Source organism: Pseudooceanicola batsensis HTCC2597 (genome assembly GCF_000152725.1).
Taxonomy (GTDB): domain Bacteria; phylum Pseudomonadota; class Alphaproteobacteria; order Rhodobacterales; family Rhodobacteraceae; genus Pseudooceanicola; species Pseudooceanicola batsensis.
This window is the reverse complement of the sequence record NZ_CH724131.1, coordinates 950,999-967,767: the sequence shown is the minus strand read 5'-3', so window position 1 is coordinate 967,767 and position 16,769 is coordinate 950,999. Positions and strand designations below refer to the sequence as shown.

Annotated in this window: 16 protein-coding genes; 12 read left to right on the top strand and 4 right to left on the bottom strand. The window is 69.7% G+C overall.

Annotated elements, in window-relative coordinates:
* Positions 1–14 precede the first annotated feature (14 nt).
* The 9 genes from OB2597_RS08620 (at position 15) to cysE (ending at position 8,840) form a co-directional block, all read left to right on the top strand.
* The gene (locus tag OB2597_RS08620) at positions 15–428 is read left to right on the top strand and encodes a phage major tail protein, TP901-1 family (protein WP_009805159.1); all 414 of its coding nucleotides are present in this window, start codon (positions 15–17) and stop codon (positions 426–428) included.
* Positions 428–751 (top strand): gene transfer agent family protein, encoded by a 324-nt coding sequence (locus OB2597_RS08615; RefSeq protein WP_009805158.1) that lies wholly within the window; start codon positions 428–430, stop codon positions 749–751. Before OB2597_RS08620 ends, OB2597_RS08615 begins: the two co-directional genes overlap by 1 nt.
* The gene (locus OB2597_RS08610; RefSeq protein ID WP_009805157.1) at positions 748–954 is read left to right on the top strand and encodes a rcc01693 family protein; all 207 of its coding nucleotides are present in this window, start codon (positions 748–750) and stop codon (positions 952–954) included. The genes OB2597_RS08615 and OB2597_RS08610 overlap by 4 nt, the downstream gene beginning before the upstream one ends.
* Positions 938–1,600, top strand: coding sequence for a phage tail tape measure protein (locus OB2597_RS08605; protein ID WP_009805156.1), 663 nt, complete (start codon positions 938–940; stop codon positions 1,598–1,600). The genes OB2597_RS08610 and OB2597_RS08605 overlap by 17 nt, the downstream gene beginning before the upstream one ends.
* A 196-nt stretch (positions 1,601–1,796) precedes the next feature.
* Entirely contained in the window at positions 1,797–2,429 is a 633-nt protein-coding gene (locus tag OB2597_RS08600; RefSeq protein ID WP_009805155.1) for a DUF2460 domain-containing protein, read from the top strand.
* Complete coding sequence (locus tag OB2597_RS08595) at positions 2,429–3,313, top strand: DUF2163 domain-containing protein (RefSeq protein WP_009805154.1); 885 nt, start codon at positions 2,429–2,431, stop codon at positions 3,311–3,313. The genes OB2597_RS08600 and OB2597_RS08595 overlap by 1 nt, the downstream gene beginning before the upstream one ends.
* Before the next feature lie 309 nt (positions 3,314–3,622).
* Positions 3,623–4,048 carry a C40 family peptidase gene (locus OB2597_RS08590; RefSeq protein WP_009805153.1) on the top strand — a complete coding sequence of 142 codons (426 nt, stop codon included), beginning with the start codon at positions 3,623–3,625 and terminating at the stop codon, positions 4,046–4,048.
* Positions 4,049–4,051: 3 nt separating this feature from the next.
* Positions 4,052–7,942: a baseplate multidomain protein megatron gene (locus tag OB2597_RS08585; RefSeq protein WP_009805152.1), complete on the top strand. Its 3,891-nt coding sequence runs from the start codon at positions 4,052–4,054 to the stop codon at positions 7,940–7,942.
* Between the two features lie 94 nt (positions 7,943–8,036).
* Positions 8,037–8,840, top strand: coding sequence for a serine O-acetyltransferase (cysE, locus tag OB2597_RS08580; RefSeq protein ID WP_009805151.1), 804 nt, complete (start codon positions 8,037–8,039; stop codon positions 8,838–8,840).
* Between the two features lie 76 nt (positions 8,841–8,916).
* Here the strand turns inward: cysE and OB2597_RS08575 are convergent, their stop codons facing one another.
* From OB2597_RS08575 to OB2597_RS08560, 4 genes are all read right to left on the bottom strand, one after another.
* Positions 8,917–9,738 carry a hypothetical protein gene (locus OB2597_RS08575; RefSeq protein ID WP_009805150.1) on the bottom strand — a complete coding sequence of 274 codons (822 nt, stop codon included), beginning with the start codon at positions 9,736–9,738 and terminating at the stop codon, positions 8,917–8,919.
* Positions 9,739–10,043: 305 nt separating this feature from the next.
* The gene (locus OB2597_RS08570) at positions 10,044–10,820 is read right to left on the bottom strand and encodes a transglutaminase-like domain-containing protein (protein WP_009805149.1); all 777 of its coding nucleotides are present in this window, start codon (positions 10,818–10,820) and stop codon (positions 10,044–10,046) included.
* A 419-nt stretch (positions 10,821–11,239) separates the two neighbouring features.
* On the bottom strand, positions 11,240–11,788 hold the full coding sequence (locus OB2597_RS08565) for a peptidylprolyl isomerase (RefSeq protein ID WP_009805148.1): 549 nt from the start codon (positions 11,786–11,788) through the stop codon (positions 11,240–11,242).
* Positions 11,781–12,287, bottom strand: a complete 507-nt coding sequence (locus tag OB2597_RS08560) for a peptidylprolyl isomerase (RefSeq protein ID WP_009805147.1) — start codon at positions 12,285–12,287, stop codon at positions 11,781–11,783. Before OB2597_RS08560 ends, OB2597_RS08565 begins: the two co-directional genes overlap by 8 nt.
* A 726-nt stretch (positions 12,288–13,013) precedes the next feature.
* Between OB2597_RS08560 and OB2597_RS08555 the strand changes: the two genes are divergently transcribed.
* From OB2597_RS08555 to OB2597_RS08545, 3 genes are all read left to right on the top strand, one after another.
* Positions 13,014–14,198 carry a phosphoglycerate kinase gene (locus tag OB2597_RS08555; protein WP_009805146.1) on the top strand — a complete coding sequence of 395 codons (1,185 nt, stop codon included), beginning with the start codon at positions 13,014–13,016 and terminating at the stop codon, positions 14,196–14,198.
* A 104-nt stretch (positions 14,199–14,302) separates the two neighbouring features.
* Positions 14,303–15,196 carry a fructose bisphosphate aldolase gene (locus OB2597_RS08550; protein WP_009805145.1) on the top strand — a complete coding sequence of 298 codons (894 nt, stop codon included), beginning with the start codon at positions 14,303–14,305 and terminating at the stop codon, positions 15,194–15,196.
* 804 nt (positions 15,197–16,000) lie between these two features.
* Positions 16,001–16,300 carry an FtsB family cell division protein gene (locus tag OB2597_RS08545; protein WP_009805144.1) on the top strand — a complete coding sequence of 100 codons (300 nt, stop codon included), beginning with the start codon at positions 16,001–16,003 and terminating at the stop codon, positions 16,298–16,300.
* The last annotated feature ends 469 nt before the right edge of the window (positions 16,301–16,769 follow it).

The window sequence follows — 16,769 nt, the reverse complement described above, 5'->3', positions numbered from 1 at the left end:
AAGGAGACGGAAAGATGGCAGCCCAGAATGGCAAGGACCTTTTGATCAAGGTCGACATGTCCGACGACGGGACATTCCAGACGCTGGCGGGCCTGCGTGCCACCCGCGTCAGCTTCAACGCCGAGGCGGTCGATGTGACCAGCCTGGAGAGCCAGGGCGGCTGGCGCGAATTGCTGGGGGGCGCGGGGGTCCGCTCGGCCTCGATCTCGGGGGCGGGGGTGTTCCGCGACGAAGGCTCGGACGAACGCGCGCGGCAGATCTTCTTTGACGGGGAGACGCCGGATTTCCAGGTGGTCATCCCCGATTTCGGCATCATCGAGGGGCCGTTTCAGGTGACCGCGATCGAATACGCCGGGGCCCACGACGGCGAGGCGACGTATGAAATGGCCCTGGCCTCGGCCGGGGCCCTGAGCTTCACGGCGATCTGATGGCCAATCCCCATGCAGGAGAGGTCGCGCTGGTGATCGACGGGCAGCGGCAGGTGATGCGGCTGACCCTCGGCGCGCTGGCGGAACTCGAGGCGGGTTTGGGCGCGGGATCGCTGGTCGACCTGGTGCAACGGTTCGAAACCTCGTCCTTTTCCTCGCGCGATGTGCTTGCGCTGATCGTCGCGGGCCTGCGCGGGGGCGGGTGGCAGGGCGCGGCGGCGGACCTGATGACGGCGGATATCGCGGGCGGGCCGGTCGGCGCGTCGCGCGCCGCGGCCGAGCTTCTGACGCGGGCCTTCGCCCTGCCGGGGGAAGCGGAATGACCGGTTTCGACTGGCCCGCGCTGCTCCGGACTGGGGTGAAGGGGCTGGGCCTGCGCCCGGCGGAATTCTGGGCGCTGACCCCGGCGGAACTGCGGCTGATGCTGGGCGATGCCGCCCCCGCGCCGTTGCGGCGCGCGCGGCTGGACGAATTGCTGGCGGCCTATCCGGATGGCGAAGGAGGCGGGAATGATCGAGGAATTTGAGGGGCTTGGCGATCTTCAGTCGCAGGTCGAGGCGCTCGAGGTCTCGCTTGGCGGGGCGGCGGGCATGGCGGCGGGCTTCGACAGCGAGTTGCGCCGGATGCGCGCCGCGCTGGCCGAGACGGGCAAGGATGTGCAGACGCTGGAGCGGGGCCTGTCGCGCGGTCTGCGCCGGGCGCTGGATTCCGTCGTCATGGACGGGGCGAAGCTTTCCGATGCGCTCGGCACCGTGGCGAATTCGGTGATTTCCTCGGCCTATTCGGCGGCCGTGCGGCCGGTGACGGACCATTTCGGCGGGCTGATCGCCCGGGGCGTCGGCGGGCTGTTCCAGACCATGATGCCCTTTGCGCAGGGGGGCGCGTTCTCGCAGGGGCGGGTGATGCCCTTCGCCGATGGCGGCGTGGTGCGCGGGCCGGTCACTTTCCCGATGCGCGGCGGCACCGGGCTGATGGGCGAGGCGGGGCCCGAGGCGATCATGCCGCTCTCGCGCGGGCCGGACGGACGGCTGGGCGTGAAGGCGCAGGGCGGGCGGCCGGTGACGGTGGTGATGAACATCCAGACGCCCGACGCCGAGAGCTTTCGCCGCAGCCAGGCGCAGGTCGCCAGCCAGATGAGCCGCGCGCTGGCGCGGGGGCAGCGGAACCGGTGAGGGGGGTGCTGAGCGTGTGGGACGGGATAACATCCATGAGTGCACCATTGTCGAACGTCCCGCCCGGCGTTCACGCCGGGCAGCGCCGACCCGCCCCCCTGGGGCGGCGCTTATGCGCCACCCCGCGGGCCGGCGCTGCCCTCGACTTGATGCCCGTCCGTGAGCTTTGTGCCGATCCACCACAGGAGCCAACCCCATGACCTTCCACGATATCCGCTTTCCCGCCGCGCTCTCCTTCGGTTCGTCCGGAGGGCCGGAGCGGCGGACCGAGATCGTCACCCTTGCCAACGGGTTCGAGGAACGCAACGCGCCCTGGTCGCAGTCGCGCCGGCGCTACGACGCGGGCGTCTCGATGCGGTCGCTCGACGATATCGAGACGCTGCTGGCCTTTTTCGAGGCCCGGCAGGGCCAGCTTTGCGGGTTCCGGTGGAAGGACTGGTCGGACTACCGCTCCTGCCTGCCAACGGGGGAAATCTCGCATACCGATCAGCTGCTTGCACGGGGCGACGGGCTGACCGACACCTTCCAGCTTTGCAAGACCTATCGATCCGGCATGCAAACGGCGCGGCGCGAGATCACCAAGCCGGTCGCGGGCACCGTTCGGGTCGGGGTGAACGGGTCCGAGCTTCGGGAGGGGGCGCATTTCGAGGTCGACACCACGACCGGCACGATCGTTCTGCAAGAGGCCCCGGTTCACGAGGCCGAGGTGACGGCGGGGTTCGAATTCGACGTGCCGGTGCGGTTCGACACCGACCGGATCGCCACCTCGGTCGCCTCGTTCCAGGCCGGCGACATGCCGAGCGTCCCGGTGGTGGAGCTTCGGGTCTGATGGCGTTCCACGAGGGGCTGGCCGCGCATCTGGCCACCGGCGTCACCACGACCTGCCATGCCTGGGCCATCGACCGGGCGGATGGTGTGGTGATGGGGTTCACCGATCATGACCGGGGGCTGGTCTTCGAGGGCATCGACTTCCGCGCCGACAGCGGGCTCTCGGCGCTGGCGCTGCAACGGGGGACGGGGCTGGCGGTGGACAATTCCGAGGCCATCGGCGCGCTGACCGATGCGGCGATCCGCGAGGCGGATATCGACGCGGGCCGGTTCGACGGGGCCGGGGTGCGCGCCTGGCTGGTGAACTGGACCGACGTGGCGCAGCGGCAGCTGATGTTCCGCGGCACGATCGGAGAGATCCGGCGCGCGGGCGGGGCCTTCACGGCGGAACTGCGGGGCCTGACCGAGGCGCTGAACCAGCCGCGCGGCCGGGTCTACCAGACGCCCTGCGGGGCGGTGCTGGGGGACGCGGCCTGCGGGGTGGACCTGGGGGCGCCGGGCTATGCCGCCGAGGCCGAGGTGCTGGGGGTCGAGGAGGGGCAGCGGCTTGTTCTGCCGGGCCTTCCGGATTTCGAAGCCGGGTGGTTCGCCCGTGGCAGACTGGTGGTTCTGGATGGCGCGGCAGAAGGGCTTTCCGGCGTGGTGAAACGGGACGTGATCGCCGAGGGCGCGCGGCATGTCGACCTCTGGCAGGCGCTGCGCGCGCCGCTGTCGGTGGGCGACCGTATCCGGATCGAGGCGGGCTGCGACAAGCGAATGGAAACCTGCCGGTACAAGTTCAACAACCTTCTGAATTACCAAGGTTTCCCGGACATCCCGGGCGAGGATTGGATGACCGTCATGCCCGCGCAGAGCGGCGCGACCGGCGGCGGGAGCCGGCGGTGATATGGCGGCGTGCGGTGGAGGTTTTTCGGTCGGCGGGGCCCCGGGGCGCAGCGGTGGTCTTATGGTCGGCGGGGTTCCGGGGCGGAGTAGAGGTATCCCGATCCGCGGGGTCCCGGCTCGGGGGCCGGGACGCGTGGGGCGTGGGTGTCCCGGCCTTGCGCCGGGACCTCGCGGAGACGCGCCAACCCCCCGGGAGTCGCTCCAACGCCCGGAAAACGCACCAAGCCCCCCCGGAAAGACGCGCCGGGACCTCGTGACCCTGATCGGACCCGGACGGCCCCGTGGAGGGCCACAAGGAAGGAGAACCCCATGACCGACGTGGTCGCCATCGCACGGGGCTGGATCGGCACGCCCTATCTGCACCAGGCCTCGGTCAGGGGCGCGGGGACGGATTGCCTCGGGCTGCTGCGCGGCATCTGGCGCGAGCGGCACGGGGCCGAACCCGAGGCGATCCCCGCCTACAGCCGCGACTGGTCCGAACCGGGCGGAGAGGAACGGCTCTGGCGCGCGGCGCGGCGGCACCTGGTGCCCGCCACCGGACCCGGGCGCCCGGGCGAGGTGCTGCTGTTCCGCATGATGGACGGGGCCGTGGCCAAGCATCTGGGCGTGCAGGCCGAGACCGGCGCGCGCGCCTCCTTCATCCATGCCTACGCGGGGCACGGGGTCGTCGAAAGCCCCCTGTCGCGCCCCTGGCGCCGGCGCATCGTGGCGCGGTTCGCATTTCCGGAGGTCTGATCCATGGCAACCCTTCTACTCTCTGCCGCCGGCGCGGCCATCGGCGGATCGCTCGGCGGGACGGTCTTCGGCCTGTCCTCGGTCGTGGCGGGCCGCTTCGTGGGCGCGGTCATCGGACGGGCCATCGACCAGCGGCTCATGGGGCAGGGCTCGGACCCGGTCGAGACGGGCCGGGTCGACCGGTTGCGCATCATGGGCGCGGGCGAGGGCGATCCGGTGGCGCGGGTGCATGGCCGGATGCGCGTCCCGGGACAGGTGATCTGGGCCACCCGGTTCGAGGAGATCGTGACCGAGACCGGCGGCGGCAAGGGCGCGCCGCCGCAACCCAAGGTCCGGCGCTACAGCTACCGGGTCAGCCTGGCCATCGCGCTCTGCGAGGGCGAGATCGCGGGCGTGAGGCGGATCTGGGCGGACGGGGCCGAGATCGCGGGAACCTCGCTGGCGATGCGGGTCTATACCGGCGCGGCGGACCAGCTGCCCGATCCCAAGATGGAGGCGGTCGAGGGCGCGGGCGCGGTTCCGGCCTATCGCGGCACGGCCTACGTGATGATCGAGGACCTGGATCTCGGGACATGGGGCAACCGCGTCCCGCAGTTCTCGTTCGAGGTGATCCGTCCGGCGCCGGAGGAGATCGGGCCGGACGATCCGGCGCGCGCGATCCGGGGCGTGGCGATGATCCCGGGCAGCGGGGAATACGCGCTGGCGACGGTGCCGGTCAGCCGGGACCTGGGCGCGGGCCGGGTCGAGATGGCGAATGTGCATTCCCCCTCGGGCAAGGCCGATCTGCCGACGTCGCTGGATCAGCTCGAGGCCGAGTTGCCGGGCTGCGACCATGTCTCGCTGGTGGTGAGCTGGTTCGGGGACGATCTGCGCTGCGGGTCGTGTTCGGTGCAGCCGGCGGTGGAGCAGCAGGAGAGCGACGGCGCCGAAATGCCCTGGACGGTGGCCGGGCTGACGCGGGGGACCGCGCCGGTGGTGCCGCGAGAGGACGGCCAGCCGCTCTATGGCGGGACGCCCTGCGACGCCTCGGTGATCCAGGCGATCCGCGAGATGACGGCGCGCGGTCGGAAGGTGATGCTTTATCCCTTTCTGCTGATGCGGCAGGCGGCGGGGAACGGGCTGGCGGATCCCTACGGCGGGAGCGGCCAGCCGGTGTTTCCGTGGCGCGGGCGGATGACCTGTTCCGTGGCGCCCGGCATCGAGAGCTCGCCCGACGGGACGGCGGCGGCGGGGGCCGAGGTGGCGGCCTTCTTCGGAACGGCCCAGGCGTCGGATTTCACCGTGACGCCGGGGGCGGCAAATTATTCCGGCCCGGCGGAATGGAGTTACAGACGGTTCATTCTGCACCTGGCCGCGCTCTGTGCGGCGGCCGGGGGCGTGGACAGCTTCTGTATCGGGTCCGAGATGCGGGGACTCACGCAGATCCGCGACGACCAGGGATTTCCGGCGGTGGCGGCGCTGCGGGCGCTGGCGGCAGAGGTGCGGGCGATCCTGGGGGCCGTGACGCGCATCGGCTATGCCGCCGACTGGTCGGAATACGGGGGGTACCAGCCCGAGGGCACGGCGGACCGGTATTTCCACCTCGATCCGCTCTGGTCCGATCCGCAGATCGATTTCATCGGAATCGACAATTACATGCCGCTGTCGGACTGGCGCGACGGCGAGGGGCACGCGGATGCCGAGGCCGGGTCGATCTATGACCTCGATTATCTCAGGGCCAACATCGAAGGCGGCGAGGGCTACGACTGGTTCTATCATTCCGACGCGGCGCGGGCGGCGCAGATCCGCACCCCGATCACCGATGGCGCCCATGACGAGCCCTGGGTCTGGCGGGTCAAGGACATCCGGTCGTGGTGGGAGAACGCCCATCACGAGCGGATCGGCGGGGTCCGGCAGGCGGAACCGACCGGCTGGGTGCCGCAGTCGAAGCCTGTGTGGTTCACCGAACTGGGCTGCGCGGCGGTGGACAAGGGAACGAACCAGCCGAACAAGTTTCTCGACCCCAAGTCGTCGGAATCCGCGCTGCCGCATCACTCGACCGGGCGGCGCGACGACCTGATCGCGATGCAGTACCTGCGGGCGATGCATTCCTACTGGGGCGACGGGGCGAACAACCCGGTCTCGGCGGTCTATGGCGCGCCCATGGTGGACATGGCCCGCGCCCATGTCTGGGCCTGGGACGCGCGGCCCTTTCCGTGGTTCCCGGCCAATTCCGATGTCTGGTCGGACGGGGGCAACCATGCGCGGGGGCACTGGCTGACGGGGCGCGCCTCGGCCCGGTCGCTGGCCGGCGTGGTGCGCGAGATCTGCGCGGCCTCGGGGCTGCGGGACGTGGATGTGAGCGGGCTGCACGGTCTGGTGTGGGGCTACGAGGAACCGGCGGGCGGGACGGCGCGGCAGGCGCTCCAGCCGCTGATGCTGCGCTTTGGCTTCGACGCGGTCGAGCGCGAGGGGGCGCTGCGCTTCGCCATGCGCGACGGAAGCATCGACCGCGAGATCGCGCCGGAGCGCCTGTGCCACAGCACGGAGCTGGACGGCACGCTGGAGCAGACCCGCGCGGCCGAGGCCGAGATGGCGGGCCGGGTGCGGATCCGCTTTGTCGAGTACGGCGCGGATTTCGAGACGGTGGCGGAAGAGGCCACCCTCCCGCGGGAGGACAGCGACGTGGTAGCCGGGCAGGAGCTGCGGCTTGCGATGCTGCGCGGCGAGGGGCGGCAGGTGGCCGAGCGATGGCTGGCCGAGGCGCAGGTGGCGCGGGACACGCTGCGGTTCGCCCTGCCGCCCTCGCTGGCGGATCTGGGGCCGGGCGACGTGGTGCGGATCGGCGAGGGGCCCGAGGGCTACCGGATCGACCGGGTGGAGCGCGGCGCCTTCCAGATCGCCGAGGCGGTGCGGGTCGAACCCGAGAGCTACCGCGCGGTCGAGGTGGCCGACACGCTGCCGAAACAGAGCGCCTTCGTGCCGCCGGTGCCGGTACTGCCGCTGTTCCTGGACCTGCCGCTGATGCGTGGCGACGAAGTGCCTCATGCGCCGCACCTGGCGGTGACGGCGCAGCCCTGGCCGGGGACGGTCGCGGTCCATTCCGCCGCCGAGGATGCGGATTACGCGCTGGACCGGGTGATCGACGCGCGGTCGGTCATCGGCGTAACGGAAACGCCGCTGGCCGCCGCCGCGCCGGGGCGGATCGACCGGGGCGTGCCGTTGGCGGTGCGGCTGACGAGCGGGGCCGTGGCCTCGGTCACGGACGCGGGGCTGCTGGCGGGGAAGAACCTGATGGCGATCGGGGACGGAACGCCGGGCGGATGGGAGCTTTTCCAGTTCCGCGACGCGGTGCCGGGGGGCGAGGGGCTCTTTCTGCTCAGCCACCGTCTGCGGGGGCAGTTGGGCACCGATGCCGAGATGCCGGACGTCCGGCCGGCCGGGTCCTATGTGGTACTGATCGACGGCACGCCCGCGCAGATCGGGCTGAGCCCGGCGCAGCGCAACCTTGCGCGGCACTTTCGGATCGGCCCGGCACGGCGCAGCTATTCCGACGGCTCCTATCGCCACCTCGTTCATGCCTTCGCCGGGATCGGGCTGCGGCCGCTCTCTCCGGTGCATCTCCGGGTCGCGCCCTCGGGCGGCGACCTCGTGGTGCGCTGGACGCGCCGGACCCGGATCGGGGGCGATGGATGGGAGGGGCTGGACGTGCCGCTGGGCGAAGAGTCGGAGCGCTATCTGCTCCGCGTGATGGACGGGCCGCAGGTGGTGCGCGAGGTGACGCTCGACGCGCCGGTCTGGACCTACCGGGCGGCGGACCAGGCGACGGACGGGGGGACCCCCGGGCGGCGGATCACGGTGGCGCAGGTCTCGGCGAGCTTCGGGCCGGGGGCCTGGGCGGGACAGGAACTCTGACCCATTCGGGCCCGCAATCGCGCTCATCACATCATTGCGTTTTCACCCCGGGCGGCTATTTGCTAGGCTGGCGGCGAACAGGAAAGGATGCGCCATGGCCCATACGCAACCCTCGGTCACCGCGGTCGACCCCGTCTGGGATCGCATGACGCAGGAAGCCGAAGACGCCATCTCGGAGGAACCGCTCCTGGGCGGGCAGATCCATTCCGCCCTGCTGCATCATCCGTCGATCGAGAACGCGCTGGCCTATCGCATCGCGATGAAGCTGACCAATTCCGAGATGTCCGAGCAGCTTTTGCGGGAGATCTGCGACGAGGCCTATCGCGCGGATCCCGATCTGGCGGCCTCGGCCCGGGCGGATATCGTGGCGACCTACGACCGCGACCCGGCCTGTCACCGGTTCATCCAGCCGTTGCTGTATTTCAAGGGCTTCCAGGCGGTGCAGGCCTATCGCGTGGCGCATTGGCTGTGGCGGGAGGGCCGGCAGGACCTGGCCTATTTCTTCCAGATGCGCTGTTCCGAGGTCTACGGGATCGACATCCACCCGGCGGCCCGGATCGGGCAGGGGATCATGATCGACCACGCCCATTCCATCGTCATCGGCGAGACGGCGGTGGTCGGCAACAACGTGTCGATGCTGCATTCGGTGACACTCGGCGGGACCGGCAAGGAAGAGGAGGACCGGCACCCCAAGATCGGCGACGGAGTCCTGATCGGTGCGGGGGCCAAGGTGCTGGGCAACATCCGCATCGGCCACTGTTCGCGGATCGCGGCGGGATCGGTCGTTCTGCACGACGTGGACTCCTGCAAGACGGTGGCCGGCGTTCCCGCGAAGGTGGTGGGCGAGGCGGGCTGCGACCAGCCCTCGCTGACGATGGATCACCTGTTCGGGGGGTGAGGCCCTTGGGTATATGAGCGAATGAAAAGGGGGGCCTGCGTTCAGGCCCCCCTTTCTTCCGTCGATCGGCGAGGCGTCAGCCTTTGCGCCGCCGCATGCGCAGTCCGCCCAGTGCCAGCGACCCGGCAAGAAGCAGTGGCAGCGAGGCCGGCAGCGGAATGGCGGGCGTCGTGGCTTCGAAATCGTAGTTGCCGTCGAGCAGCGTTCCCGAGATCCGAATGTCGTCGACGTAACCGGTCTCGGACGGATTGTAGGACCCGAGGCCGACGGAGATTCCGACAAGGTTCGCGTCGAGGAAAGCGGGGTCGGACAGGGCCGCCCACTCCGTGATCGTCTGGTTGGGAGGACCTCCCGCGGAGCTGGCGACGCCGAACATGCCGGAGTTCCAGAACTTGCCGCTGTTCAGGTTGATCGTTTCGGTCACCCAGTCGCCCTGGGTCGGAGTGATCGATGCATTCGTCGGTCCCTGCCAATAGGGTTCGAAAATCAGTTGGCCGTAACCATCGTTCCCTGCACCCGCGTCGTAGGTGGGATTGTCGAACGCCAGTTTCAGGGACGGAGCCGCGACCGGCGTTCCCGCCGTGTCGTACCAGGAATACTGAACCGTCAGGCCTCCATTGAGGAGGTCGGAAACCAGCCCGAAATTACCTTCAAGGCTGACCTCGGCCCGTCCGGCGTTCGTGGCGTCCGTGGTGAGCTTGACCGCGCCGGTCGGCTGCGGCGCATTGTTCTCGAGCGCGCCTCCTTCCCCGGTCAAATCGACGATTTCTGCCGTGCCGTTGGCGTTGGTCGGACCCTTGTCCCAGCCTTGCGAACCGTCCAGGTAGTTGATCTCGACAGCCCATGCAGGCGACGAGATCGCCGCAATCGCTGCGGCAATCAGAAGTTCTCTTCTCATTGTATCTCCCCCAATAAAATATTTGTCTGGTTCAATCTCAGTCCCAAACACGTTCAGCCAAACATGTTCTTGCTTGCCATGTAAACGAGTTCCGGGAATAGATGGCTCACGTCATACGTGCATTGCTAAAAATGTTATCGTATATTCAGCGACTTGCGTTTCTGCAACGGCGCAATTGCATGAAAAGAAATTCTTCAGGGCGCGTGCACCATTTCCCGAGTACAGGACGGGCCCGGCTGAAAGCCGGATACGGCCGCCAACGAGGACGCAATGCTGGGTGGTGCCCACATGCGGCCCAAGCCCGGCTACACCCGCCAGACCTGGACCTGCAGCAACAGCAGTTGCGCGGGCGCTTGGCTTTCCATGAAGGCGATGTCGTAGGCGTCGCGGCCCACGGCGATCACGGCGAGGGTTTCCGGGCCGCCCATGCCCGTCGCATCGACGAGGTGCCAGGCGCCGTTCAGCCAGACCTCGGCCACGGCGTGAAAATCCTGCGGCCAGACGTCCGGGCCGTAGGCCGCGACGGCGCGGGCCGGGATCTGGGCGGCGCGGACCATGGCGCAGAGCAGGTGCGCATAGTCGCGGCAGACCCCCTGCCGGCTGGCGAAGGTTTCCAGAACGTTCGTGTCGGAATCCGAGGCGCCGGGCACGTAGGTAAGGTTCTCCTCGATCCAGTCGCGGATGGCGGCGACCTTGGCCCCGCCCTGAAGATGGCCGAAGCGCTTGTCGATGAAGGCGACGAACTTGTCCGACTGGCAGTAGCGCGAGGGGCGCAGGTAGGGTGCGGCCTCGGCCGGGATCAGGTGGACGGGCGTGGCGGGCAGCATCTCGAGCGGGGTGGCGGTGCGGGTGATGTCCACCGTCGCGGCGTAGTCCACGACAAGGTCGTTGCCCGGCACCGTGGCCCAGAACCGTTCGCCGACGCCGGCATCGCCCGCGATCCGGTACTGGGTGGCGTTGCCGGTCAGGAGGGATTGCGCGCGGAGGATCTGCCCGTCGGTCTCGGCGGCCTCGAGCGCGAGGAAGACCGTATTCGGGACCGGAAAGCGGTAGTGCATCTTCACGTCGATGGCGAGGCGCATCGCGGCTCCTTCTGCGGGGTACGGGGTGATCCAACCACAGGAGAAGCTGGAGGGAAACGTGCGGATTTCAATGACGCCGGCGCGCGGAGGCTGGGGAAGGGCGCCGGAGGGGCGCCTTGCGGATGGCGTGTCGGCTCTGCCGCTCTTCTGGCGTCGTGGGGGAGCGGGGAGGCGGTTTTGGCGCGGGGTGTCCCGGGATCTCCGGTCGGGGCCGGGGATGAGGTTGATACGGGCTGGCGAAAGACCCGCAGTTGCGACCGGGCACGGCGGTGGTGCGGGGGAGGGAGATCCGCGGCCGGCGATGAGGTTCGCGCGAGGTGGCTGGAGATCCCCGGTCGGGGCCGGGGATTCCGTCGGTGTCGGGTGACCGGTGCCTCGGTGCGGTCCGGGGCGGACGGAAGGCCGCCGGTCGGGGTGGGTCAGTCGGTGACGGTGACCGTGACCATCCGGTCCGGCTCGCCGATGACGGCGCCGTTGGGGCCGTCGCCGCGCTTGATGGCGTCGATCACCTCCATGCCCTCGGTCACCTCGCCGACGACCGTGTACTGGCCGTTGAGGAAGTGCCCCCGGTCGAACATGATGAAGAACTGCGAATTGGCGCTGTCCGGGTCCTGCGACCGGGCCATGCCGACCACGCCGCGGTCGAAGGGGCGGTCGGAGAACTCCGCCGGAATGTCGGGCCGGTCGGAGCCGCCGGTGCCGGCGCGGCGCATGTCGCCGCCGGCATGGGCATATTGCACGTCGCCGGTCTGGGCCATGAAGCCCTCGATCACGCGGTGGAAGTAGACGCCGTCATAGGCGCCGCTTTCCGCGATGGCGGTGATCTGGGCGACGTGGTCCGGGGCGAGGTCCTCGAAGAGGTCGATGTGGACGGTGCCGCTGGCCTGTCCGCCGATCTCGATGTCGAGACCGGTGGCGTGCAGCGGCGCGGCGGCCAGCAGCGCCAGGGCGATCAGGGCGTCACGCATCCGCCGCCACCTTGACCGAGACCATGCGGTCGGGATTGGCGGGCGGCTCGCCCCGGGTGATGGCGTCGACATGTTCCATGCCCTCGATCACGCGGCCGTAGACGGTGTACTGGCCGTTGAGGAAGTGGTTGTCGGAGAAGTTGATGAAGAACTGGCTGTTGGCGGAATTGGGGTTCTGCGACCGCGCCGCGCCGAGCGTGCCGCGGTCGTGCGGCAGCTTGGAGAATTCGGCCGGCAGGTCGGGCAGGTCGGAGCCGCCGGTGCCGGCCATGCGGGGATTGTAGTCCTGTTCCATGTTGGCGTGCTGGACGTCGCCGGTCTGGGCCATGAAGCCGTCGATGACGCGGTGGAAGGCCACGTTGTCGTAGGCGCCGGCGCGGGCGAGTTCCTTCATCCGGTCGGCGTGCTGCGGGGCCACGTCGGGCAGAAGCTCGATGGTGACGGTGCCGTCCTTGAGTTCCATCAGGATGGTGTTCTCGGGGTCTTTGATCTCGGCCATGGGGTCCTCCGGTCCGGGTGTTGCCGGGTGATGTAGTCGGACGGGCGGCAAATGCCAAGCGGTCGCGCGGGCGGAAGGGGGCGGAGCGAGGGGCCGGCCCCTCGCGCTCCCCGGGATATTTCGGGCAAGAAGAAGCAGGGGTGGGGCGCCTGACGGGCCGGGTGGCGAGAGGGGCCTGGCGGCCGGTCGAGGCGGGACGGCGGCGCGGGCGCCGCGCCGGGGGCGGGTCGGCGCTTGCGGGCGGGAGACGATTTCCGGGGTGCCGAGGGGAGCCGCGAGACCCGGCCGAGCGGGCCGAGCCTGAAAGGACTGCTCCTGTTGGAGGGGCGGGTGGTCGTCGTGTCGGGGTCGTGGGATCGTCCGGCGTCTTCGCGGGCGGTGCCGGCCTGCATTCGGGGCGGCGTCTATGTCACTGCCGGGACAGGGGGCGGGGTGGCCCTGAACGGCCGGGGGAAACGCTCGCGTGTCAGTGCGAGGGCCTGTCGGCCCCCTTGTGTGCGGCCGGGCAGGTTCGCCGGGGCGGGGGCGGCCGGGGCGGAAACCGCGCGTTGCCCGGGAGGCGGCGACCCCTTGCGGGATCGGGTGCTTCGGAAGGAGGGGTGGAATCGGCGGCAAACCGGGCCATTGTTTCCCCTCACGCGGCGCGAGCGCTACCGGTGTTGACGCCTCTGGCCGCGCACGCGAAAAGGCGCGGGACTATGGACCGGACAGGCGGGAGCGGCCGATATGGGATGGAAAACCCTTGACGATCTGGAACTTGACGGCAAGCGGGTGCTGGTGCGCGTCGACATAAACGTGCCGGTCGAGGCGGGCCGGGTGACGGATGCCACCCGGATCGAGCGGATCGTGCCGACGGTCCGGGATATCCTGTCGCGGGGGGGCAAGCCGGTTCTGATCGCGCATTTCGGCCGGCCCAAGGGCAGGGTCGTGCTGGACATGTCGCTGCGGCAGGTGCTGCCGGTGCTGGAGGAGAAGCTGGGCGAGAGGGTCGCCTTCATCGAGACGCTGGAAGGCGGCGAGAGCCCGACCGAGGAACAGGCCGGGGCGCGCGTCATCCTGCTGGAGAACATCCGGTTCCATCCGGGCGAGGAGGCGAACGACCCGGCCTTCGCGAAACGGCTGGCGGGGCTGGGGGATGTCTATTGCAACGACGCCTTCAGCGCGGCGCACCGGGCCCATGCCTCGACCGAGGGGGTGGCGCATCACCTGCCCTCCTGCGCGGGGCGGCTGATGCAGGCGGAGCTGCGGGCGCTGGAGGCGGCGCTCGGCGAACCGGAGCGGCCGGTGCTGGCGGTCGTGGGGGGCGCGAAGGTGTCGACCAAGCTCGACCTGCTGGGGAACCTCGTGGAAAAGGTCGACATGCTGGTGATCGGCGGCGGGATGGCGAACACCTTTCTCGCCGCGCAGGGGCTGGATGTGGGGCAGTCGCTCTGCGAGCACGAGATGGCCGGGACGGCGCGGACCATCGCCGAGAAGGCGGCGGCGACGGGCTGCGAGCTGCTGCTGCCGCGCGACGTGGTGGTGGCGCGGGAGTTCAAGGAGGGCGCCGAGAGCCAGGTGGTGAAGGCCGAGGACTGCCCGGCGGACGCGATGATCCTGGATGCGGGGCCGGATTCGGTGGCGCATGTGGGGCAGGCTCTGGACCGGGCGAAGACGCTGATCTGGAACGGGCCGCTCGGGGCCTTCGAGATCCCGCCCTTCGACGCGGCGACCAACGCGGCGGCGGCGCGGGCGGCGGAACTGACGCGGGCCGGGCGGCTGACCTCGGTCGCGGGCGGCGGCGACACGGTGGCGGCGCTGAACGGCGCCGGGGCGGCGGAGGCCTTCACCTATGTCTCGACCGCCGGGGGGGCCTTTCTCGAGTGGATGGAGGGCAAGGAGCTGCCCGGCGTCGCCGCATTGTCGGGTTGAGGCGGGGCGTTAGCGCCAACGGGCTGGCCAGGGCGTGCCACGCGGCCTAGAAACCCGACAAGGCGGTCCGAGCCGCGCAGGGAATTGAAGAAACAGGGCGTATCATGACGAAAGCACAGCAGAAACAGCAGATTGCCGCGGGCCAGGGATTCATCGCCGCGCTTGACCAGTCGGGGGGCTCGACGCCCAAGGCGCTGAACCTATACGGGATCGGGGAGGATGCCTATTCCGGCGAGGAGGAGATGTTCGGCCTGATCCACGAGATGCGGGCGCGGATCATCAAGTCGCCGGCCTTTTCGGGCGACAAGGTGGTGGGTGCGATCCTGTTCGAGCGGACCATGGACGGCGAGATCGACGGCATTCCGACGGCGCGGTACCTCTGGGAGGAGCGGCAGGTCGTGCCCTTCCTCAAGGTCGACAAGGGGCTGGCCGGGGAAGAGAACGGCGTGCAGGTGATGAAGGACATGCCCGATCTGGACGCGCTTCTGGAAAAGGGCGTGTCGAAGGGGATCTTCGGGACCAAGATGCGCTCGGTCATCTCGGCTGCGCACCCGGCGGGCGTGCGGTCGGTGGTGGCGCAGCAGTTCGAGGTGGGCCGTCGGATCCTCGGCCACGGGCTGGTGCCGATCATCGAGCCGGAGGTGACGATCTCGATCGCCGACAAGGCCGAGGCCGAGGAGATGCTGCTGAACGAGATCGTGGCCGAGCTGGATGCGCTGTCCGAGGGGCAGGAGGTCATGCTGAAGCTGACGCTGCCGGAGGTGGACAACCACTACAAGCCGCTGGTGGATCATCCGCGGGTGATCAAGGTGGTGGCGCTGTCGGGCGGGTATTCGCGGGAGGAGGCGAACGCGCGGCTGGCGCGGCAGTCGGGCATGATCGCGTCGTTCTCGCGCGCGCTGACCGAGGGGCTGTCGGCGCAGCAGTCGGATGCGGAGTTCGATGCGGTGCTGGCGGAGACGGTGGACGCGATCCACGCGGCCTCGGTTTCGGGGTGAGCGCCGCTCCGCGCAGCGGCGATTGATCCGGTGGATCAATCGAGGCGCGAACGGGCGGAGCCCCGGGGTCGAGCGCCGCTCCGCGCAGCGGCGATTGATCCGGTGGATCAATCGAGGCGCGAACGGGCGGAGCCCCGGGGTCGAGCGCCGCGTCTGGGGAGCGGCGATTGATCCGGTGGATCAATCGAGGCGCGAACGGGCGGAGCCCCGGGATCGAGCGCCGCGTCTGGGGAGCGAGTCTCTCGTTTCGGCGGCGAACCGGGGGAGCGAAGGGTCCCGGTGGACCGGGACTGGCTTGTTCTGATGTCATACTCGGACGCGTTGCGAGGAGCTCCCGGGGGAGAATCCCGGGTGGAGCCTTGGGACGAGGGTTGGCGCGGGTGACGAGAGATCCCCGGTCGGGGCCAGGGAAGAGGGTTGGCGCGGGCGACGGGAGATCCCCGGTCAGGGCCGGGGATCACGGTTGGTGCGGGTGGCGGGAGATCCCTGGTCGGGGCCGGGGATGATGGTTGGCGCGGGTGGCGGGAGATCGTCGGTCAAGGTCGGGGATGATGGTCGTAGGGCACCTTGGGGAGCTTGAGGAGGACGGGGCTTCCGCGGGTTGACGTCGGCGCGGGGTGTCGATGGCGGGACCGGGGGCTGTCTGCCCCCGGACCCCCGAGGATACTTGCCGGACCAAAGAAGGGGGTAGGCGCGGTGATTGTGATGGGAATTTAAGACAGGCTTAACGGAAAAGGGATTCACAGGGCGAATCGCTTGTGGCATTGTGTCTGCACCGTCCGGAAGAGGCGGGATGAGGTCATCATGAGCAATCCGGGACGCCCCGCCTTTTCGGGGCTGATCTATTTCGCGGGCGTTTTCTGTGTCGGCATGTATTTCACCTTTTCCGCCGTCCAGGGCGAGATGGGGCTCTTTCGCCGTACCGAGATCGAGGCGGATCGGGATGCGCTGATCGAGCAGCTGGATGTGCTGCAGGCCGATATCGCGCGGATGGAGAACCTGACGGAGCGGCTCTCGGACGAGTACCTCGATCTCGATCTGCTGGACCAGCAGGCGCGGGATGTGCTGGGGCTGATGCGGTCGGACGAGATCGTCATTCGCTGACCCCCGGACGTGGCGGCGCGGGGCTGCCTTGGTCTCGGGGCCCGTATTGCATGCATTCGAACAGTCGAGGGGGCCGGCGGCCGGCCGGGATGAGGCGCCGTCGGGGCGGCGCGGGGTTCCGTTGCGGTCGGAAGCGTCTCGGGCGCCCGCCCGCTTGGCCCGCATAGCGGGGAGATGCCTAGCGGCAGGTCGGGTTCTTGACGCCGCAGGCGGCGAAAAAGGGGGGGATCGGGCGCTTGGGGGCTTTGCGGGTCGAGAAGGGGCGCAGGCGCCGCCTCCCGTCCTCCTGCCGCCCACGGTCGGCGGGGTCTTCGGGGCCTGCGTGGCAGGCTCCGGCGACGGCGGCGAAGCTTGCGGTTGTCGCGGGCGGCTCGGGCGGATCGGCGCGACGCGCGGGTCTCGATGCCTGTCTTCTCGGGGGAGGGTGCGCCTTCCGGCGGCAAGAGGCCGCGGCGCCGGTGCCGGGGGC